Annotated in this window: 14 protein-coding genes; 8 read left to right on the top strand and 6 right to left on the bottom strand. The window is 72.0% G+C overall.

What is annotated here, in order from left to right; genetic code table 11:
- Window positions 1–74: 74 nt before the first annotated feature.
- From MKK55_RS16425 to MKK55_RS16415, 3 genes are all read right to left on the bottom strand, one after another.
- Entirely contained in the window at window positions 75–884 is an 810-nt protein-coding gene (locus tag MKK55_RS16425) for an ABC transporter ATP-binding protein (protein WP_243936423.1), read from the bottom strand.
- A gap of 25 nt (window positions 885–909) precedes the next feature.
- On the bottom strand, window positions 910–2,010 hold the full coding sequence (locus tag MKK55_RS16420; protein WP_243936588.1) for an ABC transporter permease: 1,101 nt from the start codon (window positions 2,008–2,010) through the stop codon (window positions 910–912).
- Window positions 2,011–2,121: 111 nt separating this feature from the next.
- A complete protein-coding gene (locus MKK55_RS16415) occupies window positions 2,122–3,345 on the bottom strand; it encodes an MFS transporter (protein ID WP_243936421.1) in 1,224 nt (407 codons plus the stop codon).
- A gap of 151 nt (window positions 3,346–3,496) precedes the next feature.
- On the opposite strand from MKK55_RS16415, the gene MKK55_RS16410 reads away from it, so the two are divergent.
- From MKK55_RS16410 to MKK55_RS16400, 3 genes are all read left to right on the top strand, one after another.
- On the top strand, window positions 3,497–4,522 hold the full coding sequence (locus tag MKK55_RS16410) for a hypothetical protein (RefSeq protein ID WP_147728887.1): 1,026 nt from the start codon (window positions 3,497–3,499) through the stop codon (window positions 4,520–4,522).
- A 197-nt stretch (window positions 4,523–4,719) separates the two neighbouring features.
- Window positions 4,720–5,448 carry an AAA family ATPase gene (locus MKK55_RS16405; protein ID WP_243936419.1) on the top strand — a complete coding sequence of 243 codons (729 nt, stop codon included), beginning with the start codon at window positions 4,720–4,722 and terminating at the stop codon, window positions 5,446–5,448.
- A 115-nt stretch (window positions 5,449–5,563) separates the two neighbouring features.
- Window positions 5,564–6,004, top strand: coding sequence for a DUF1489 family protein (locus MKK55_RS16400; protein ID WP_243936418.1), 441 nt, complete (start codon window positions 5,564–5,566; stop codon window positions 6,002–6,004).
- 55 nt (window positions 6,005–6,059) lie between these two features.
- On the opposite strand, the gene MKK55_RS16395 is transcribed toward MKK55_RS16400, so the two are convergent.
- Window positions 6,060–13,178, bottom strand: coding sequence for a hypothetical protein (locus MKK55_RS16395; RefSeq protein ID WP_243936416.1), 7,119 nt, complete (start codon window positions 13,176–13,178; stop codon window positions 6,060–6,062).
- 272 nt (window positions 13,179–13,450) lie between these two features.
- Between MKK55_RS16395 and MKK55_RS16390 the strand changes: the two genes are divergently transcribed.
- Together MKK55_RS16390 and MKK55_RS16385 are read left to right on the top strand one after the other, a co-directional pair.
- The gene (locus MKK55_RS16390; protein ID WP_243935539.1) at window positions 13,451–13,765 is read left to right on the top strand and encodes an Hpt domain-containing protein; all 315 of its coding nucleotides are present in this window, start codon (window positions 13,451–13,453) and stop codon (window positions 13,763–13,765) included.
- A gap of 217 nt (window positions 13,766–13,982) precedes the next feature.
- Entirely contained in the window at window positions 13,983–14,303 is a 321-nt protein-coding gene (locus tag MKK55_RS16385) for a 2Fe-2S iron-sulfur cluster-binding protein (protein ID WP_147726980.1), read from the top strand.
- A 13-nt stretch (window positions 14,304–14,316) separates the two neighbouring features.
- Here MKK55_RS16385 and MKK55_RS16380 read toward each other — a convergent pair whose 3' ends face one another.
- On the bottom strand, window positions 14,317–15,492 hold the full coding sequence (locus tag MKK55_RS16380; protein WP_147843333.1) for a vWA domain-containing protein: 1,176 nt from the start codon (window positions 15,490–15,492) through the stop codon (window positions 14,317–14,319).
- A 246-nt stretch (window positions 15,493–15,738) separates the two neighbouring features.
- Here MKK55_RS16380 and MKK55_RS16375 point away from each other — a divergent pair, with 246 nt between their 5' ends.
- Window positions 15,739–16,155: a hypothetical protein gene (locus MKK55_RS16375; protein WP_147726978.1), complete on the top strand. Its 417-nt coding sequence runs from the start codon at window positions 15,739–15,741 to the stop codon at window positions 16,153–16,155.
- A 28-nt stretch (window positions 16,156–16,183) separates the two neighbouring features.
- Here the strand turns inward: MKK55_RS16375 and MKK55_RS16370 are convergent, their stop codons facing one another.
- Window positions 16,184–18,028, bottom strand: coding sequence for a cation:proton antiporter (locus MKK55_RS16370; protein WP_147726977.1), 1,845 nt, complete (start codon window positions 18,026–18,028; stop codon window positions 16,184–16,186).
- 287 nt (window positions 18,029–18,315) lie between these two features.
- On the opposite strand from MKK55_RS16370, the gene MKK55_RS16365 reads away from it, so the two are divergent.
- Window positions 18,316–19,539 carry an ATPase gene (locus MKK55_RS16365; RefSeq protein ID WP_147726976.1) on the top strand — a complete coding sequence of 408 codons (1,224 nt, stop codon included), beginning with the start codon at window positions 18,316–18,318 and terminating at the stop codon, window positions 19,537–19,539.
- On the top strand, window positions 19,536–20,186 hold the full coding sequence (locus MKK55_RS16360; protein ID WP_147726975.1) for a hypothetical protein: 651 nt from the start codon (window positions 19,536–19,538) through the stop codon (window positions 20,184–20,186). The genes MKK55_RS16365 and MKK55_RS16360 overlap by 4 nt, the downstream gene beginning before the upstream one ends.
- Window positions 20,187–20,217 lie beyond the last annotated feature (31 nt).

Raw genomic sequence — 20,217 nt, 5'->3', positions numbered from 1 at the left:
GCCAAGCTGTGGCATTCGTGCGGTGCGCGGGCGCACCCGCGCGGCGCGCCGGCATCCGCCCCCGGTGCGAGCGGTCACGCATGGGCGGGGACGCCCGTCCGCATCGGCGCCGCCGGGACGATCGCCCGGGCACGCTTGCCGTGGAAGTACGAGCGCAGCCACGGGTGGTCGTGCGCCAGCATCTCGTCGATCGTGCCGGCGGCGATGATCTGTCCGTCGCCGAGCGCCGCGATGCGGTCGCATGCGGTGTAGAGGCTGTCGAGGTCGTGCGTCACCATGAAGACGGTGAGGCCCAGGGTCTGCTTGAGGGTCGCGACCAGCTCGTCGAACTCGCCGGCGCCGATCGGGTCGAGGCCCGAGGTCGGCTCGTCGAGGAACAGGATCTCGGGGTCGAGCGCGAGCGAGCGGGCCAGCGCCGCGCGCTTGATCATGCCGCCCGACAGTTCCGAAGGCAGCTTGTCGGCGGCATCCGGCTTGAGGCCGACCATCTCGATCTTGAGGCGCGCGAACTCGTCGAGCAGGCGCTCGGACAGGTTCAGGTGCTCGCGCATCGGCATCTGAATGTTCTGCTTCACGGTGAGCGCCGAGAACAGCGCGCCCTGCTGGAACAGCACGCCCCAGCGCTGCTCGACGCCGCGGCGCTCGGCGATGGTGAGGCCGTCCATGTCCTGGCCGAACACCTCGATGGTGCCCGAGCGCTTGGCGACGAGGCCGAGGATCGTGCGGGTCAGGACCGATTTGCCCTGGCCCGACGGGCCGACGAAGCCGAGGATCTCGCCGCGGCGGATGTCGAGGTTCAGGCCCTTCAGGATGGTGCGGTCGCGAAAGCCGACGACGAGGTCGCGGACGCGGATGATCGGTTCGGGTTCGGTCGTCTCGGGCATGGCGTCTGGGTTTCGCACCGGATCCTCAGAAATCGATCGCCGCGAAGAACACCGCGAACAACCCGTCGAGGACGATCACCATGAAGATGGATTTGACGACTGAGGCGGTGACGTGGCGCCCAAGCGATTCCGCCGAGCCCTCCACGGCGAACCCCTCGATCGTCGCGATGATGCCGATGATCAGCGCCATGAACGGCGCCTTGATCAGCCCGACGAGGACGTGGTGGACGCCGACTGCCGCCTGCAGCCGCGCCAGGAACTGCTCCAGCGTGAGCCCGCCATAGGCCATCGCCGTGAGGCCGCCGCCGGTCAGCGCCGCGAGCGCCGCGATCAGCGTCAGCATCGGCAGCCCGACGACGAGGGCGAGGATGCGCGGAACGATCAGGATCTCGATCGGGTCGAGCCCCATCACGCGCAGGGCGTCGACCTCCTCGCGCATCCGCATCGAGCCGATCTCGGCGGTGAAGGCCGAGCCGGAGCGTCCGGCCACCATGATCGAGGTGAGCAGCACGCCGAGCTCGCGCAGGATCAGGAGCCCGATCAGGTTGACGACGAAGGCCGCCGCCCCGAAGCGCTGGAGCTGGAAGATGCCCTGCTGCGCGACGATGCCGCCGACGAGGAACGAGATCAGGAAGATGATCGGCACGCCGCGGAAGGCGACCTGCTCGATCTGGTTGACGAAGGCCCGGCCGCGGAAGGTCGACGGACGCGACGCCACGCGCAGGCACGCGGCGATCACCTCGCCGAGGAAGGCCAGCCCCGTAATCAGGTCGTGCCCGCCGCGGACCACGCGGCGGCCGAGGCCGTCGAGCATCGCGAAGACCCGGCCCTGGCGGACGGGAGCGGCCGGCTCGGGATCGCGCAGGTGCATCTCGCCGAGCAGGATGCGGTGCTCAGGCCGCACGCCGGCATAGCTCAGGTGCCCGCCGGCCGCCTCGATCTCGCCGCGGGTCCGCTCCAGCACCCAGGCGCCGAGGGTGTCGAGGCGCGCGACGGCGCTCAGGTCGACCATCACGGGGCGGCTCCTGGCCTCGGCGGCGATCCGCGCGGCGGCGGTCTCGACCGCGCCGCCCTGGTCGGCCGTCCAGCGCCCGTCGAGCGCGACGTGTCCGTCGCCCGGCGCGATGGTCGCGCCGGCGGGCTGCCGGTCGAGTCGATGCGTCGGCGTGGTGTCGTTGGCCTGCACGAAGCCTGTGTCCCTCGATCGGCGCCGGTCTGCCTGCGCGATATGTTCAGATTAGGGTTGACGGTCCGTATCGTGCCGCACCGCAACCGGAGGCTGCCCGGTGGCAGGGACCCGGGCCGCGGCCCGGCTCGCGGCGGCCGCGGTCAGGGCGAGGCCCGCGACCGCGAGCGGCGCCATCGCCAGGAAGACGAGAGGCCCGCCCGCCCGGTAGGCGAAGCCGCTGAGCAGCGTGGCGCCGGCCGCCGCCGTCGCGTTCGCGGCGCTGAGCGTGCCCTGCGCCCGGCCGCGGGCGCCGTCCGGGGCGAAGGCGGAGACGGCGGCCATCGCCCCGAGCTGCGTCGCGCCGAAGGTCAGCCCGTGCAGGGCCTGGAGGCCGACGAGTGCGGGCATGGTGTCGCCGAGGGCGTACATCCCCACGGCGCGAACCAGCGCCGCCCCGCCGCCGAGGGCGAGATAGCGGAACGGCGTGCGCCACGCGGCCGGCAGGCGGGCGACGCAGGCGAACAGCACGATCTCGGCGACGACCCCGACGCCCCAGAGCGCGCCGACCGTCGCGGTCGAGAAGCCGTGCGCGGTCCAGTGGATGCTGCCGAAGGCGTAGATCGCCGCGTGGCTCGCCTGGATCGCGGCGGCGGCGGCGACGCAGAGCTTGAGGCGCAGCGGCAGCCGTGGACGAAGCCCCTCCGCGTGCTCCGGCGCCGGCGCGGCGACCGAGCGGCTGGTGAAGGCCACCACGCTCGCGATCAGCGCCAGCCCGGTGAGCAGCAGCGGCACCGCAAGGGTTTCGCCCATCGCCGTGAGCAGCGCCCCGCCGGCGAGGTTGGCGATGAGGAACGCCACCGAGCCCGACATCCGGATCCGCGCGTAGTCGAGCCGCGGCTGCCGCCGGACGGCGGCGAGGGTGAGGTAGTCGATGCTCGGAACCAGCGGCGCGCCGGCGACCGCGTTGAGCAGCACGAGGAGCGCCAGCGCCGGCCAGCCGATCCCGGCGCCGGCCGGCATCAGGGCATAGGTCGCCGCCAGGGCGAGGCTGCCCGTCAGCAGCAGCGCCCGGGCGCCGACGCCGCGATCGATCAGGCTCATCAGCGGTGCGGTGGCGACGATGCGCGTGGCGATCGGCAGGGCGAGCAGCAGCCCGATCACCGAGGCGTCGAGGCCGAGCGCGGCGAGCCAGACCGGCATGAACGGCATCGCGATGCCGATCTCGACGAAGACCACCGCATAGAGGAGCGACAGGCGGAAACGGCTGGGCTCGAGAGTCGGGGACGCGGCCAAGGTCTCGGATCGATGCGGGGTGGATCGGGACGGGAGCGGCCACCGTAAGCCGCCGTTAAACCGATCCTGTCAAATTGCGCTCTTGCCAGAGTTGCGCCGGAGCCGGGTCTCGTCCCACCGCGCGAGGCTATCGCCTTCGAGGACGCGTATCATGTCCGGTTCCCACTCGCTGACGGCCTTCGAGCCGACCGAGTACGAGGCCATCGAGGCGACCATGAGCGGGAGCGCCCGCGGGCGCTGGTTCCTCGCCGAGTATGCCCGCCGCAACCGCAGCGCCGACACGACCGTGCTGCTCGACGCGATCGCGCGGCTCGAATCCGCGGTTACGGACGGGCACGGCCCGGACGCAGTCAGCCATTTCCGCGGCGACATCATGGAGATGGCGAGCGCGATCAGCCGGACCAAGGCCGAGATCGCGGCGATCACCGATCCCGATCACGACCAGACCCGCCTCGGCATCGCCTCGGAGGCGCTGGACGCGATCGTCCAGGCGACCGAGCGGGCGACCACCGACATCCTCACCGCCGCCGAGCAGGTTCAGGAAAGCGCGTGGTCGCTGCGCGAGCACGGCATCGACGAGGCGGCCTGCGACGCCCTCGACCGCTACGCGACGCAGATCTACACCGCCTGCTCGTTCCAGGACCTCACGGCGCAGCGCACGAGCCGGATCGTGCAGACCTTGCGCTATCTCGAGGAACGCCTGATCGCGATGATGGCGATCTGGGGCGATGCCGGCGCTCCGGTCCCGCCGGCGCCGGGCTACGCGACCTCGCGCCCGGCCCGCGAATCGCGGCCCGAGGACCTCGATCAGAGCGACGTCGACCGCTATCTCGGCATGGACGCGCCGGCGGTGATCGCCGCCGCGCATGCGGCTCTCCGGGCGATCGAACCCGGTGCGGTGCCGCTCCACGACGACATCGTGTTCCTGCCCTCGGCGCCCGAGCCCGAGCCGGAGCCCGAGTCGGCCGCGGAGGCGTCGGACGTCGAGGCCGAGCTGGATTGGGCCGACGATTTCGAGGCGCAGATCGCCTCCGAGGACGACGCCCTCGAGTTCCGGGCTGCCGACGCGGCACCCGCCGACATCAGCGCCGAATCGCATCCGCCCGCGGAACGTGCGCTCAGCTTCGCCGAGATCGATGCGCTCAGCGTCGAGGAGAAGCTGGCGCTGTTCTGCTAGGGCTCCGCCGAGCGAGCGCGAGACCGCCCTCCGATCCGGGACCGCGCCTGCGCCGGCGAACCACGGCGGGGCGACGCGTTCCCCGAAGCTCGGGATCGCGCCTCGCGCCGCTTGCGCCCCCGTGAGATCGCCGCCCCTATGGGCCAGAGGGGCGAAGCGACGGAGGCCGGGCGTTGCCGAGGTATCGGAACAAGTCGTTGCCGCCGCCGTACCTGAAGCGGGTCTGGCTGCCCGACGACGCGGTCTACGATCGCGACGCCTATCCCTACTGCCTTCCGCTGTTCCGGGAGGGCGGGTTCGAGCTCGCGTTCGATCGTCCGGTGACCATCATCGCCGGCGAGAACGGGGTCGGGAAATCCACCCTGCTGGAGGGCATCGCGGTCCTCGCCGGGTTCGACGAGAGCGGTGGCGGCGCGGGCTACCGCGCCGTCGACAACGCCCGGGCGCCCGAGACCAGCGGCGGCGACCTCGCGCGCGTGCTCCGGGCGAGCTGGCTGCCGAAGGTCGGTCGCGGCTGGTTCTTCCGGGCGGAGAGCTTCTTCTCCGTCGCCCGCTACCTCGACGAGGTCGGCAGCCCCAGCGCGGATTTCCTGTCCTACTCGCACGGCGAGGGCTTCATCCGGTTCTTCGAGGAACGCTGCGCGAAGCCCGGGATCTTCCTCTTCGACGAGCCCGAATCCGCCATGTCGCCGAACCGACAATTCGACTTCCTCAAGCTCTTGAAGCGCATGGAGGCGGGCAACCAGACCCAGGTGCTGATCGTCACGCATTCGCCGATCATCATGGCCCATCCCGGCGCACGGCTGCTGCGGATGAGCCGGCACGGCCTCGAGCCCGTCGCCCTTCAGGACACCGAGCATTTTCGGATCCTGCGGCAGTTCGTGAGCGATCCCGAAGGCATGATCGAGGCGATGACCGACGCGTAGCGACGATCGCGCGGCCGGAACCGGTAGCCAGGACGAAGGGTCGCGCGTTCGCCGCAATGATCCGGCGTTACACCCTGCGCGCATCGCCCGGCGCCTGCGAGAGACCGACGACATCGTGGCCCTTCACCTGCTCAAGCTCTGCGTCGGCCCCGCCTCGATCGACGAGTTGGAGGCGCGTCAATCCCGGTTCCGCGACGAGGCGTTGCAGCTCGGTGCCGATCCGGCGCCGGTCCACACCACGCGGATGGTCCCGAAGCGGCGGGCCGAGATCGCCGGGCAAGGCTCGATCTACTGGGTGATCAAGGGCACGCTGAGCTGCCGCCAGGCGATCACCGCGATCGACCTCGTCACCGGCGACGACGGCATCGGCCGCTGCCGCCTCGTCCTCGATCCGGCGATCGTCACGGTGACGCCGCGGCCGTGCCGACCGTTCCAGGGCTGGCGCTACCTGACCCAGCGCGATGCGCCGGGGGACCTCGGCATCGGCGCCGCCGCCGACCTCGCCGCCATGCCCGAGGCCCTGCGCCGCGAGCTGGTCGGTCTCGGGCTCCTGTGATCGGACAAACGAAGGGCGGCCCCGATAGAGCCGCCCTTCTCGCGTCTTGCAGGCGTCAGGCGCCCTCGAACCGCCCGCTCGCATGGGCGAGCATCGTGTAGACCTTGCCGGTCTCGGAGGTCAGGTAGGCGTCGGCGCGGGCCGCGTCGCGGTCGTTGCGGGCCACGTCGCCGAGCAGGCGCTCGAACTCGCTGACGTAGCGGTCGACGGTGCGGCGGAACTCGGCGTCGGCACGGTAGCGGCGCTGCATCTCCAGGAAGGTCTGCTTGCCCTGCGGCGTGTAGATCTTGATGTCGAACAGGTTCGGCTCGCCGCGACGATAACGCTCCCAAAGGTCGACCGCCGTGCGGTGGTCGATCATCCGCGCGATATCGGCCGAGATCGTCTCCAGGGCGATCCGACCGGTCTCCACTGCGGCCTTCGACGTGGCAGCGGCAGGGACGGGGGGCTCGGTGGCGCCGGCTTCGTCCTCGTCGTCGAGCGAGGCCCGCGTCAGAAGATCGGACAGCCAGCCGCGCTTGTCGCCGGAGGCCGGGCTTGCCGTCGGGCGGACCGGGGACGCGGGACGCGCGGCCGGGGTCTCGGCCCGTGCCGTCGCCACGGGCCGCGCCGGGGCAGCCGGGGCCGCCGGCCGGGCGGGAGCCGCCGCGGGAGGCGTCCGCGCCGCTGCCGGGGCGGAGGTCGCGGCGGGCAACGGCTGCGCCGGAGCCGGGCGGGAAGCCGGAGCGGCACGACCGCCGGCCTCCGCCGTCCGCCGCTGCTCGGCCGCCTGCGGCTGAACCACGTCGACCGCACGGTTCGAGCGGGCGACGAGGGCCGAGAGCTCGTTCAGCGCCTTGATCTGATCGGAGACCACGCGGCGCATCTCGCCGGTGGCGTCCTGGGTCTCCTGCGGCAGCTCCAGCACGCCGCGGGCGAGGTCGGCGCGGGTGGCGTCGAGCTCGGTCCGGATCGCCCCTGCCATCTCGCGCATGCCGGCGACCGATTCGCCGAAGCGGGTCTGTGCCTCCGCGAAAACGGTGCGCATCTCGGCCGAGGCGGCGGCGATGGCGGCGCGGACGGACTCGGCGGTCTTCTCGCCCTCCGCGTCGGCTCCGGTCCGGAGGCCGTCGAAGGCCTCCGAGACACGGGCGCCGGCGGCGCCGGCCGACTGCGTGAGGCTTTCGCCGACGGCGCGAGCGCGCTCCTCGGCGGCGCGCAGCGAACGCTCGATCGACTCGGCGAAGGCCGCGGTCTGGCTCTCCAACGAAGCCGAGCGCTCCTGCAGGCCGGCCAGAGCCGTCTCCATCGCTTCCTCGCGGCCCGACAGGCTGGCGGCGAGCCGGCCCTCGACGCCCTCGAGCGACCCGGCGGCGCGGCCGAGCTCGGCCACATGGGTACGGGACTGCTCGGCCAGGGCGCGGCTGCGGCCGTCGAGGGCCTCGGCCAGGCTCGTGGCCTCGCGCACGGCCCCTTCGGCGACGCCGCGCAGGGCCTCGACCTGGGCCGAGACGCCCTCGCTCGCCGTCCCGGTCTGCGCCGCGACCTCCTGCAGCGCCTCCTGGATCTGCTGGACGCGGTTGGCGAGGCTGCCCTCGATCGCACCGAGATTGGCATCGGCACCGGCGACGAGATCCATGAGGGCCGCGTTCGCCGCCTCGATCCGGGCGACCACGCTGCCGAGGTCGCGCCGCAGGCGGTCGTTGACCTCGGACAGGCCTGCGATGGAGCGGGCCGCACCGTTCTCGACCGCGGCGCGCAGCGCTTCGGCCGATTCGCGCGATTGCAGGGTCAGCGCCTCGGTGCGCTCGCGCAGCGCCTCGATCAGGGGCTCGCCGGTCTCGGCGAGCGCCCGCTCGATCGCGGTGCCGCGCTCGGCCAGGGCGCCGGAGAGCTGCAGCACCGGTCCGTCGATCACCGCCCGCAGGCGGTCGATATGGCCCTTCATGGTGTCCGCGACCGTGCGGCCGGTCCCGTCGACGCGCTCGACCAGGGCGCCGCCGCCCTCCTCGATGCCGCGGACGATGGTCTCGGCGCTCTGCGCGAGGCGGCGTGCCAGGGCCTCGCCGCGGGAATCCACCAGCGTGCCGAGCGCGTCGGCGCGGCGTTCGAAGCCGGCGGACAGGGCCTCGGTCCGCTCGTCGAGCAGCGCCGCCATCGCGGCGTTGCGCTCGTCGAGGGTCGCCCCGAGCGCCACCGTGTGGGCGTCGGCCAAAGCCGCGTGGCTGCGGGCGCGCTCGTCGAGCGCTGCCACCAGGGACGCCATCCGCTCCTCGACGAGGCCGGCGAAGGCGTCGTGACGGTCGTCGAAGGCCGTGGCGAGCGCGTCGCCGCGCGAGGCCACCAGGGTGGCGAAGGTCTTCATCCGGCTGTCGATGCGCTGGGTGAAGGCCTCGCTGCGGCCGTCGACGCTGACGGTGAGGGCCGTGCCCTGCGCCTCGACGGTCTTGGCGAAGGCATCGGTCCGCGCTTGCAGCAGGTCGGCGAGGTCGGCCATCCGGGCGTCGAAGGCCTCGGTGATCGCCCGGGTGCGGGCCTCGACGTCGCCGCCCAGGGCCGAGGTGCGGCTTTCGAGCAGGTGCTCGATCGTGCCGGTCGCCTCGTCGAAGAGGGCGCGCAGGCCGTCGGTGCGGGCCGCGACCATCCGGGCGAAGTGCTCGGCACGATCCTCGACGGCGCTGCCCAGCGCGTGGCCGCTCTCGTCGAACAGGGAGCGCAGGGTCTGCGTCCGGGTGTCGACGGTCTCGGCCAGCTGCCGCCCGCGGCTCTCGACCAGGCCTTCGAGGGCGTCGTGCGCTTCGGCGAAGGCGGTGCGCAGGGCGGACGTGCGCTCGTCCAGCGCCTCGGTGAGCTGGCGCTCGCGAGCGTCGACGAGCTGCGCCAGCGCGGCCGGCGCCTCGTCGAACACCGCGCGCAGCGTCGCGACGCGGGCGTCCACGTTCGTGGCGAGATGATCGCCGCGGCCTTCGACCACCGCATCGAGGGCGGCATGCGCCTGCTCGAACAGGGCGCGCAGCATCTGCGCCCGGGCGTCCACGGTCTTGGCGAACTGCGTCCCGCGGCCGTCGACGAGGTCCGCCAGCGCATGCAGGCGCTCGTCGAACAGGGTTCCCATCGCCTGTGTCCGGTCGTCGAGGGTGCTCGTGGCGTGGCCGAGCGTGGTCGCGATGGTCTCGACCAGCTCGCGGCCGCGGCTGTCGAGGGCGTCGTGGAGCGGGCCCATGCGGCCGTCGAGGCTCGACGACAGGGTCGTGGCGTGCTCGTCGAGCAGGAGGCGGATCTGGTTTGTGCGGGCGTCGAGCAGGTCGTGGACCGTGCGCACGCCCTCGTCGAGCAGGCCGCTGATGTCCGAGGTGCGGGACGAGAGGGTGCGCCCGAGGCGCCCCTCGCCGTCGCCCAGCATGCGCTCCGCGTCGGCGATGGTCTGCTGCAGCTTGGCCAGCACGCTCTCGCCGCGCTGGTCGATGACCTCGCCGAGCGAGGTGCCGCCGCGGTCGAACAGGCGGGCCAGCTCGGTGATGCGGCCGCCGATGGCGCCGAACACCATGCGGCCCTTCTCGTCGAGCTCGTTCGACATCGCGGCGGTGCGCTCGTCGATGAGCTGGCCGAGCAGGTCCGAGCGCTCGGCGAAGGCGCGCCGTACCGTCTCGGTCTGGGTCGCGAGCGCCGCGTCGGCGCTGGTCGCCCGCTCCTCGATCAGGACGACGAGTTCCTGGACGCGGCCGGCTAGCGCGGCGTCGATGCCGCCGGTCCGCTCCTCGATCGCGCGGGTGAGGTCGGCGACGCGCGCGGCCATCGCCGCGTCGATGCCGCTGGTGCGGCTCTCGATCGTCTCCACGAGGTCGCGGGTCCGGCTGCCGAGTTCCTCGTCGACCGCGCGGGTGCGGCTCTCGATCAGGCGGATCGCCTCGAAGGCCTGGGCACCGAAGCGCTCGTCGACCAGGCGGCTGCGCTCCTCCAGCGCCGCGCCGATCGCCTCGAGGCGGCCGAGCACGCCGGTGTCGAACCGTCCGGCCCCCTCGTCGAGGCGGCGGGCGATCTCCTCGCTGCGGAGCGCGAGGGCGTCGCTGATGGCGACCGCGCGGGACGCGATGTCCTGGCCCAGGCCCTCGGTCCGGCTGTCCAGCGCCTGCACGAGGTCGCGGCTGCCCTCGGCCATGATCCGCGCCATCTCGCCGGTGCGACCGACCAGGGCCTCGTTCAGCGCCGTCGCGCGGGTGCCGAGATGCCCGTCGATGTGGGTAACGAGGTTGGCGAAGGTCTCGCCGATCTCGCTCGAACGCTTGGCGGAACGCTCTTCCAGCGCGCCGAGATGGGTCTCGACCGCGTCCTGCGCGTCGCGGGTGCGTTCGGCGATGGATTCGGCGACCGCCTTGCCCTTCACGGAGATGATCCGGTCCATCTCGGCCAGGCTGCCGCCCATGGTCTCGCCGAGCGTGCTCGTGTCGCGGGAGATCTTGTCGGCGAGGATGTCGCCGCGGGCGATGATGTCCTGCAGGGCGGCGAGCCGGCTGCCGATGGTCTCGTCGATCGCCTTGACCCGCACGTCGGCGGTCTCGCCGAAGCTGGCGCCGCTCTGGTGGAGGGCGTCGGCGACGCGCGCGCCCTGCGTCGCGACCGCGAGGACGATGTCGCGTCCGGTCCCGGCGATCCGCGCCTGGGTCTCCTCGGCATGGCTGGCGAGGAGGTCGGTGACGCCGCGGCCGTGCTCGCCGAAGGCCGCCTCGATCGTGCGCATCCGGGCGGACAGCTCCTCGGCGACCTGATCGGCGGCGCGGGCGATGGCGCCTGTGGTCTCGTTCGAGCGCGTCGCGAATTCGGCGTTGAGCGAGCCCATCGCGGTGCGCAGGGCCTCGATCGCCGCCTCGGCGCGGCTGCCGAGCTCGCCCCCGGTCTCCTCCGAGGCGGCGCGGATCCGGCCGAGCAGGCCGGTCATGTGCGTCTCGACGGCACCTGTCACCTCGCCGGAGGTCGCGCGCAGCGCGTCCATCGCGGCGTCGACGCGGGCGGCCATCTCGGCGGTCTGGGTCGCGGTGGCGCCGTGCGCGGCGGTCGCCGCAAGGCCGATCGCCTCGGCGGCCTCGGCGCTGCGGGCCGCGAGGTCGGCGGCGGTGTCGGCCAGGCGACGCTCGAAGATCTGAACGGCCTCGACGGTGCGGGCCTCGAGCTCGCCGGTGGCGCCGGCGGCCGAGCGGCGCATCGCCTGCGCCGCCTCGGCACCGGTCGCGCCGATCGAGACCGTGGTCTCCTCCGCCGAGCGGCGGAAGCTGTCCACGGCCTCGGCGGTGCGCGCCGCGATCTCGGCCGAGAGAGTCGCGATGGTCTCGCGGAGCGAACCGGTGGCGCCCGAGGCGCCGTGGGCGAAGGTGTCGCCGAGGTTGGCGAAGGCGGCCTCCAGGCTGGAGGCGGCCTCCTGCGAGCGCTGGGCCACGAGGCTGCCGGCGCGCTCGCCCGCCGCGTCGAGGCGGGTCTCCAGGTCGCCGCCGTGGAGGGTGATGGTCTCGTGCAGGCGCCCGGCGATCGCCTCGATGCGGTCGGCGACGCCGCCGCCGCCCGTGGTGACCGCCTCCGCGACCCGCTCGGCGGTGCCGATGAGGTCGTCGCGGACGGCGGCGGCGCGCGACGCGAAGGTCTCGATGACCCCCGCGGCGGCGAGCGCCAGCCCGGCCTGGGCGTCGCGGCCGCGCGCCTCGATCGACGCGGCGACGCCGTCGCCGGCGGTCTCGATCTCGGTGCGGAGCGCGGCGCCGCGGCCGGCGATGTCGTCGGACAGGGCGGTGCCGGTGGCCGCGAAGTGCGCGCGCAGGGCGTCGCCGGTCTCAGCGAAGCGGGCGGTGATCTCGCCGCCGGTCTGGGTGAAGCGCTCGGCGAGCGCATCGCCGCGGCTGAGGAACGTGGTCTCCAGGCTTCCCGCCGAGCGCTCGAAGCTCTCGCGCACCGTCGCGCCCTGGCGGTCGAGAGCGTCGATCACGCCGGCACCGGTCTCGGCGAGCGAGCGTGCGACCTGGCTGGCGTTCTCGGCCAGCCGCTCGGTCAGCGCGCCGCCGGTGCTCTCGAACACCCGGGTCACGTCGGCCGCGCGGGTCTCGAACGACCGCGTCAGCGTCTCGCCGACCTCGGCGATCGAGCCGCGCACGCCTTCGCTGGTGGCGGCGAGCCGCGCGATCAGCTCGTCGCCGCGTCCCGACATCACGCCGACGACGCGGTCGCCGGCCTCGCCCAGCGACGTCGTGATGGCGTCGCCGCGCGCGTCGAGAGCGCCGGTGACGCGCTCGCCGGCGCCGGTCATCGCCGTGACGATACGCTCGGCCGCGCCCTCCAGCTCCTGCGTCAGGCTCTGGTGCGAGCCGGTGATCGCGCCACGCACGCGCTCGGCGTTGGCGACGATGGACTCGCGCTGCGCCACGAGCTCGTCGACCAGGGAGCGGATGCGGATCTCGTTGTCGGAATAGGCGCGTTCCAGGGTCGCGATCTCGCCGCGGACCAGGGTTTCAAGCTCGCCGGCCCGGGCCAGGGCCCGCTCGACGCCGTCGCCGACCGCCGCGACCTCGCGGCGGACGGTCTGCGACATCGTCAACACCGCGTCGGTGGAGAAGCTCTCGGGCTCGGCCAGGCGGATCGCGACCTCTCCGACGGCGCGCGCCACGAGGCGCATCTCCTGGGCCCGCACGGCCAGCATGCCCGTTATCAGGAACAGCACCACCGGCCCGACCAGCGCGGCGGCGCCGACCGTGGCCTGCAGCGCGGTGAGGCCGGTCAGAAATCCCTTCAGGTCGCCGCCGGACTGGTTCCAGGCCAGCAGCGCGAGCCCGTTGACCCAGAGGAACGCTGCGAGCGCCGCCAGGATGTAGGGAGTCCGCGCCGGGCGCACGCGCAGCGTCTGCTGGAGGATCCCGATGTTGCGCCGGTCGTCGTTGGCCACCAGCGAGCGGTCGGGCGGAAGCAGGCCGCCTTCGCGATGCGCGCGCTCCCGGCCGGGCGGCGGCACGTCGGAGGCGAGCGGCGGATCGAGGTCGAGGCGCGGCGGGCTCAGGCGCCCGCCCTGCTCCTGCAGCGGGTCGCCGTCGCCGACATCGGGCAGGCGCGGCTCGGTCCGGGTCTCGGCCTCGGGCGTCAGGACCTCGAGGTTCAGCGCCTGCTCGATCGCAGAGAGCGCCGCCTCGGCCGGGTCCTTCAGCTTCTTTTCGGTGGCCATGCAACGCCTCGTTACGCGATCTCGCGACCGCCGGCGAGAGCCGGTGGCGGAGACACAACTACCCGTTTACCAAGTCAATTTAGACCCCGCCGGTCCCCCCGGATACCCGATCGGGGACCCCGCTTCGGAATTCCTTAACGGAATGGTTACCAAGGCGGAGCGGACCTGGCGGACAGGCCGCCAACCCATGATGCAGCAAGGATGATCCGGTGGCGACCGCTTTGCGGCGCGCCCTGTGGACAGCCGGGATGTAGATCCGAGGAAGCCCGACCGTGGACGCCATCGACCGTGCGCATCTCGACGCGCAGACGTTCGGAGACGCGGATCTGGCCGCCGAGCTCCTCGGCCTGTTCGCGGAGCAGTGCCTGCGGATCCTGCCGCGCCTGTCCGATGCGGCGCTGCCGGGGCAGGACCGTGCCGATCTCGCCCACACCCTGAAGGGCTCCGCCGCCTCGGTCGGCGCCGGGCGCGTGCGCGATCTCGCCGCCGCCGCCGAGTCGGCGCTGCGCGGGGGCGGCGACGGCGCAGACGCGGTGGCCGCCCTCGGACCGGCGGTCGCGGCCGTGCTCGCGGAGATCGCCGGCTGATCCTGAGCGGTCGACATCTGCGGCATAAGCGGTTCGGGTTGCAGGGGAGGGGAACACGCCGCGGCTTGCCGCGTAGCTTGCAGCGACAAACCCATGCCTCAGGTGTCCGCCGACGCGTCACAACGTTCGCGTGCTTGCAATCCGCGTCATGCCCCGCCAAGCAGGCCCGGCGCTCGCCGGACATTTGCCCGCCCGATCCACGAGCCCGGAGTTACGGATGCCCAAGATCACCTACGTCGATCATGCCGGAACGGCGAGGACCGTCGAGGGCAGCGTCGGCGCCACCGTCATGGAGACGGCGTTGCGCAACAACGTGCCAGGGATCGACGCGGAGTGCGGCGGCGCCTGCGCCTGCGCCACCTGCCACGTCTACGTGGCCGACGATTGGGCCGAGGCGGTCGGGCCGGCCGAGGACATGGAGCAGGACATGCTCGATTTCGCTTCCGACGTGAAGGCGACGTCCCGGCTCTCGTGCCAGATCCGCATCAAGCCCGAGTTCGACGGGCTCACGGTGACGACGCCGGCCCGCCAGGGCTGAGCGATCGGGGCGCTCAACGCAGCAGCGCCCGCATCGCCCCGTCGAGGCCTTCCAGCGTCAGCGGGAACATGCGGTCGGAGAACAGCCGCCGCATCATCGCGATTGATTGCGTGTAGCCCCATTGCGGCGCCGGCACCGGGTTGAGCCACACCGCCTTCGGGAAGTGCGCGAGCACCCGCTGGACCCAGGCCGCGCCGGGCTCCTCGTTCCAGTGCTCCACCGATCCGCCGGGCGCCGCGATCTCGTAGGGGCTCATCGAGGCGTCGCCGACGAACACCACCCGGTAGTCCGACGGATAGGTGCGGATCACGTCGACGAGCGGCGTCGCCGCGTCGTGGCGGCGGCGGTTCTCGGTCCACACCGCCTCGTAGGGGCAGTTGTGGAAGTAGAAGTGCGCGAAGTGCTTGAACTCCGAGCGCGCGGCCGAGAACAGCTCCTCGACCTGCTCGACGTGCCAATCCATCGAGCCCCCGACGTCGAGAAACAGCAGCACCTTCACCGCGTTGCGCCGCTCCGGCCGCAGGCGCACGTCGATGTAGCCCTGGCGGGCGCTCTCGCGGATCGTGCCGTCGAGGTCGAGCTCGTCGGCCGCCCCGGTGCGGGCGAAGCGGCGCAGCCGCCGCAGGGCCAGCCGCATCGTGCGGGTCCCGAGCTCGACGGTGTCGTCGAGATCCTTGAACTCGCGCTTGTCCCAGACCTTCACCGCGCGGAAGTTGCGGTTGCCGTCCTGGCCGATGCGGATGCCCTCCGGGTTGTAGCCGTAGGCGCCGAAGGGCGAGGTGCCGCCGGTGCCGATCCACTTGGAGCCGCCCTGATGGCGCTCCTTCTGCTCGGCGAGCCGCTGCTTCAGGGTCTCGAACAGCTTGTCCCAGCCGAGCGCCTTCATCTCCGCCTTCTCGGCATCGGTGAGGTACTTTTCGGCGAGCTTGCGCAGCCATTCCTCCGGAATCGCGGTGGGCGCCACAGCCTCGCCGACGGTTTCCAGGCCCTTGAAGACCGACCCGAACACCCGGTCGAACCGGTCGAGATGGCCCTCGTCCTTCACCAGGGCCGTACGGGCGAGAAAGTAGAACTCCTCGACCCGCTTCTCGGCGAGGTCGCGCTCGAGCGCGCCCAGCAGGACCAGGTACTCGCGCAGGGAGACGGGGACGCGCGCCTCGCGCAGCGCTGTGAAGAACTGAAGCAGCATCGCTCGATAACGCGCCGCGGCGGGCATCGGGTCAAGCGCCGGTCGCGATCACCTGAAGGGCGGTGCGGCGGGACGATGGGCTCCGGCAGGCCAGGATTCCTGGGTACAAGTCCTCATTCCTGTTGATATCCCGTCGAGTCGGGCTCGCACGGTCACGCAAACAGTCATCGGAATCGATCATCTCGGATGCATCGAGTCCAGCCGGGCGTGGCGCGAGTCAACATGCCCGGAATCAGGAGGTCTGCGATGGCAGTCATCCTACGCAACATGTCCGAATTCAAGCGGTTTCTCGGGAAGCCGGGCGCGATGATTCAGGTCGTTCGCAACACCTTCATGGATCGCCAGCCCGAGGCGGCCCGCGCGGCCTACCGCGACAAGGGCATGTACCTGCCGCGCACGGTCCAGGCGATCTCGCGAAAGGCGGCGGTGTTCGCGCTGAAGGGGCATCCGGGAACGGTCTGGCTGTACTGGGACAAGGGCGCCCGCGGCTGGCGCTTCAACGGCGACACCGTGACGGTGCCGCTCTCGATGGGGCTCGGACCGCCCGACGAGATCGTCTACCGCTGCAGCTTCGCAGAGGGGCTCGAGCCGGCCCGCGCGGTCCGGGCGGCCAAGCCGGAGGCGCGCGACTGGCACGGCGAGGCGATGCCGAACCTGATCTGACCGCAGGCGCGCGGCGTCCGCGCCCGGCTCAGGCGCGCCGCACCACCGGAGCGGGCTCGTCCTTGGGGGGCGCCTCGCGCGGCGCCTCGTGCGCCTTGCCGACGGTGCGTCGCGCCCGGAAGACCGGGCGGGTGTCGGTCTCCTTGCGCTTGAGCATCGCGCGGTACTCGTCGCGGCGCTCGTGGATCGAGGCGATGACGAGGCCCATCGGCACGCCGACATCCACCAGCACCGCCTCCGACAGCTGAAGCGAGGCCTCGATCGTCTCCGGCACCGCGTCGTCGACGCCGAGCTCGTAGAGTGCGGTCGCGTGCTTGGCGTCGCGGGCGCGCGCGACGATGGTCAGGTCCGCCCGCTCGGCGCGGGCGGCCATCACCACCGCCTCGACCGCGTGCGGGTTGTCGAGAGTCACCACCAGCGCCCGCGCGGTGGCGATGTCGCAGCGGCGCAGCAGCTCGGTGTTCGAGGAATCGCCGAAATAGACCGGCTTGCCGAGCCGGCGCTGCTCGGCGACGCGGGCGGCGTCCGCGTCGAGGGCGAGGTAGGGGATCTTGTGGCGGGCCAGCATCTCGCCGACCTGCCGACCGACCCGGCCGTAGCCGGCGACGATGACCCGGTCCTGTTGCTTGTCCGGCGGCGGGTCGGCCCGCACCCGCCCGGCCTGGTTCTTCGAGGCGCGCTTCCCGATCCGCCGGCCGAGCGCCGCGAGGCCCGGGATCATGATCATCGTCACGGTGGTGACGATCAGCGCCGCGCCCCCGACCGGCTCCGGCACCAGGCCGCCGGCCATCGCGCCGCCGATCAGCACGAAGGCGAACTCGCCGCCCGGCCCGAGCAGCATCGCGGTCTCCAGGGCGACGGCGCGAGAGAGCTTGAGCGCGGGCGCCGCCATCACCACGACCGCCGCCTTGATGAACAGCAGCGCGAAGGCGAGCCCGAGGATCGCGCCGGGCGCCGCCAGCAGCTGCGCGGGATCGAGGTTCATCCCCACGGAGACGAAGAACACCCCGAGCAGGAGCCCCTTGAACGGATCGATCGTGGCCTCGATCGCCCGGCGGTACTCGGTCTCGGCGAGCAGCAGCCCGGCGACGAAGGCGCCCAGCGTCATCGACAGGCCCGAGGCAGCCGCCGTCAGCGCGGTCGCGACGATGACGAGCAGGCAGGCCGCCATGAACAGCTCGGCCGACTTGGTGCGCGCCACGAGGTGGAACAGCGGCCGAAGCGCGAGGCGGCCGGCGACCACGATCAGCACCAGGGCGATCGCCGCCTGGGCGAGAGCCAGAGCCAGCGCGCCGCCCATGTCGGCGCCGTCGCTGCGGCCCGACACCGCGATCGCGAACAGGACCGGCGCCACGGCAAGGTCCTGGAACAGCAGCACCGCGAAGCTCGCGCGCCCGGCCGGCGTGTTGAGCCGCCGCTGCTCGGCCAGCACCGGCAGCACCACGGCGGTGGAGGACAGCGCCAGCGCGATGCCGACGATCACCGCGCCCGCCAGCGGGACCTTCAGCCCGAATAGGATCGACCCGATCACCAGGGCCGAGCAGATCACCTGGATCGAGCCGAGGCCGAAGACCAGGCGCCGCAGCGTGCGCAGCCGCTCCCAGGACAGCTCGACGCCGATCATGAACATCAGGAAGATCACGCCGAACTCGGCGAGATGCGCGATCTCGGTGCGGTTGCCGATCGTGAACAGCGAAACCCAGTGGAACTGGTCGGCGAAGCGGCCGAGCCCGAACGGCCCGAGGAGCGCGCCGGCCCCGATGAAGCCCAGCACCGGGCTGATGCGCAGCCGATGGAACAGCGGCACCACCACGCCCGCGGTGACGAGGAACAGGATCGCTTCCTTGTAGGAGCCGGCATGGACGTCGGGCATCGGCGGTCGGTTCGAACCTCTTGGTCGGGTGGCGCTGCTTTGGGTCGCCGCGATCATGCGAGGTGGGCGCCGCGCGAGCAACCTCGAAACGCCGCCGCGGCACGATTGGGCGGCCGCCCCGCCTGAATTCGCGACTTCGAAGTGAGGCATTTGCGCCACCCCGGATGCGGTTCCGGTGGATGGCCGCCATGCGGCCCAAATTCGGCACAATGCCCGCTTAGCGAAAACGATTAACGAACGGTTACGCTCAACCGCGCGTCGCATACGATCCGAGCTTAGAGAGCCCCATGCGAAAGATGCCCCCGAGCCGGGAGGTCCAGCGCGAGCGCCGTGCCTGGGCTATCGAGTCCGACAGGTGGACGCACGAGCGCCATGTCGAGAAGGGCTATCGCATCAAGTGGGGCTACGTCGCGATCGCCTATCTTGTCGAGTTCATGGTCATCGGCGCCTCGCTCTGGGGCGCCTGGCTGTTCGCGGCGGTCTACAGCGACGGCGACAACCACGCCTTCTACTTCATGCTGCTGGCGCCGCTGGTCTACGCCGCGGTCGAGCTGTGCCGCGTGCCGCTGGGCATCCTGGCGCGGACGCAGCGCTCGTACTTCATTCGCGCGCTCGCGGTCGTCGGCATCATCTTCGCCGCCGGCGTGACGACGAAGTCGGTCTCGCAGCTCGGCGAGATGATGTTCCATCCCCGCCTGATGGAGGCCTCCAAGACCAAGACCGCGCTCAAAGACGCGCAGGCCGACCGGAGCACCATCGACAACCGCATCGCCTCGGCCGACGCCCGGGTTGCACAGTACACGACCGAGCTCGACCAGATCGAGAAGCGCGCCGCCGACAACGCGGCGCAGCTCTCGGCGCTGCCGGCGCAGCGCTGCGAGAAGGTGTTCGGCACCAACAGCCGCGGCGTGCGCTACCAGAACCTGAAATGCGTCACCGACCCGCGCACCGCCACGCTCTCGTCGAGCGTCGCCAAAGCCTCGGCCGATCGCGGCGTGCTGACCAAGGACCTGGAAGAGGCGCGCAAGGCCCGTGCGCAGCTCGACCGCGGCGCCGCCGAGCGCAAGGTCGCAGACGCCGAGCAGGCCTACCGCAACGCCGTGAACCGCTCGCAGCTGCACTCCTTCACGGCGATGGTCTACGGCGTCGATCCGATCGACGTGTCCGAGCAGCAGGTGCACGCCTTCCTGCGCATCTTCGTGTTCCTACCGGCCCTCTGCGCCGCCTTCGCCTCGACGATCCTCGCGCTCTGCGCTGTCTCGGTGCGTAAGACCTTCATGGACGAGGACGACCTCGGCGCCGCCGTGAACCCGGAGGCGACGCCCTACATGCTGGAATCGATCACCGAAGCGCTGAAGCAGAACCTCGAGCCGGTGCTGCCGCGGCAGAACCGTGAGGCGGCGACGGGCGCGGTGATCCCGATCAACCGCCCGGCCACGGGGATCGCCCCGGGGATCGCGGCCGCGAACCAGCCGAACCTTCCGGCCGCCAGCGCGGGAGCGGGCGCATGAGCTACGTCGCGCAGGGGTCGCCGGAGAACATCGCGCTCGCGCAGCAGGTCAACGGCCGGCTGCGGGCGGAATCCCGCATCGTCTTCGCCCGCGCCTTCCTGTTCCGGGCGGCCGGCGCGGGGATCTTCACCGCGCTGGCCGGCATCGGCATCGGCGCGGCGGCCTACGGCTGGGCCACGATGAACCAGTTCGACACCGCCGCCGAGAAGATCGCCGCCGCGATGCAGGCGGCGCTCTCCGACGTCACGCTCAAGACCAAGGGCGAGGTGACGCTGACCGACAACGTGCTGAAGCTCGAAGGCGGCCTGCCGAAGGCCGCCGGCGCCCCGACGCCGACGAAGGCGCAGCTCGGGGCCGACGCGGCGCCGGCTTCGAAGGCGATCGTCAACACAACCTTCACCGTGTTCAAGCAGGTGCCCTATCTCGACGGGCAGATCGTGACCGGCTGGAACTTCAAGGACAGCGCCGACCAGCCCTACCAGCAGTACTGCTACTTCTCCCGGCGGTCCAACGAGTCGAAGGGCCAGGTGGAGATCAAGATCGATCTCGCGATGGACGGTAAAACTCTACCGCAACCACAAAAATCGGACGTGAATCTTGCGATCCTCGCCTCGAACTGCGTCTGGCACGACGGCAAGTCGCTGTAACGCAGGACGACACGACGCCATCGCACGAAAA

It is taken from the genome of Methylobacterium sp. J-059 (genome assembly GCF_022829485.1).
Taxonomy (GTDB): Bacteria; Pseudomonadota; Alphaproteobacteria; order Rhizobiales; family Beijerinckiaceae; genus Methylobacterium.
This window is presented reverse-complemented; position numbering and strand designations above follow the sequence as displayed.

Excerpts from the sequence above, each read along its gene's own strand:
- MKK55_RS16425 (WP_243936423.1), bottom strand. The coding sequence starts at position 884 with ATGCCCGAGACGACCGAACCCGAACCGATCATCCGCGTCCGCGACCTC.
- MKK55_RS16410 (WP_147728887.1), top strand. The coding sequence starts at position 3,497 with ATGTCCGGTTCCCACTCGCTGACGGCCTTCGAGCCGACCGAGTACGAG.
- MKK55_RS16395 (WP_243936416.1), bottom strand. The coding sequence starts at position 13,178 with ATGGCCACCGAAAAGAAGCTGAAGGACCCGGCCGAGGCGGCGCTCTCT.
- MKK55_RS16385 (WP_147726980.1), top strand. The coding sequence starts at position 13,983 with ATGCCCAAGATCACCTACGTCGATCATGCCGGAACGGCGAGGACCGTC.
- MKK55_RS16380 (WP_147843333.1), bottom strand. The coding sequence starts at position 15,492 with ATGCTGCTTCAGTTCTTCACAGCGCTGCGCGAGGCGCGCGTCCCCGTC.
- MKK55_RS16375 (WP_147726978.1), top strand. The coding sequence starts at position 15,739 with ATGGCAGTCATCCTACGCAACATGTCCGAATTCAAGCGGTTTCTCGGG.
- MKK55_RS16370 (WP_147726977.1), bottom strand. The coding sequence starts at position 18,028 with ATGCCCGACGTCCATGCCGGCTCCTACAAGGAAGCGATCCTGTTCCTC.
- MKK55_RS16365 (WP_147726976.1), top strand. The coding sequence starts at position 18,316 with ATGCGAAAGATGCCCCCGAGCCGGGAGGTCCAGCGCGAGCGCCGTGCC.
- MKK55_RS16360 (WP_147726975.1), top strand. The coding sequence starts at position 19,536 with ATGAGCTACGTCGCGCAGGGGTCGCCGGAGAACATCGCGCTCGCGCAG.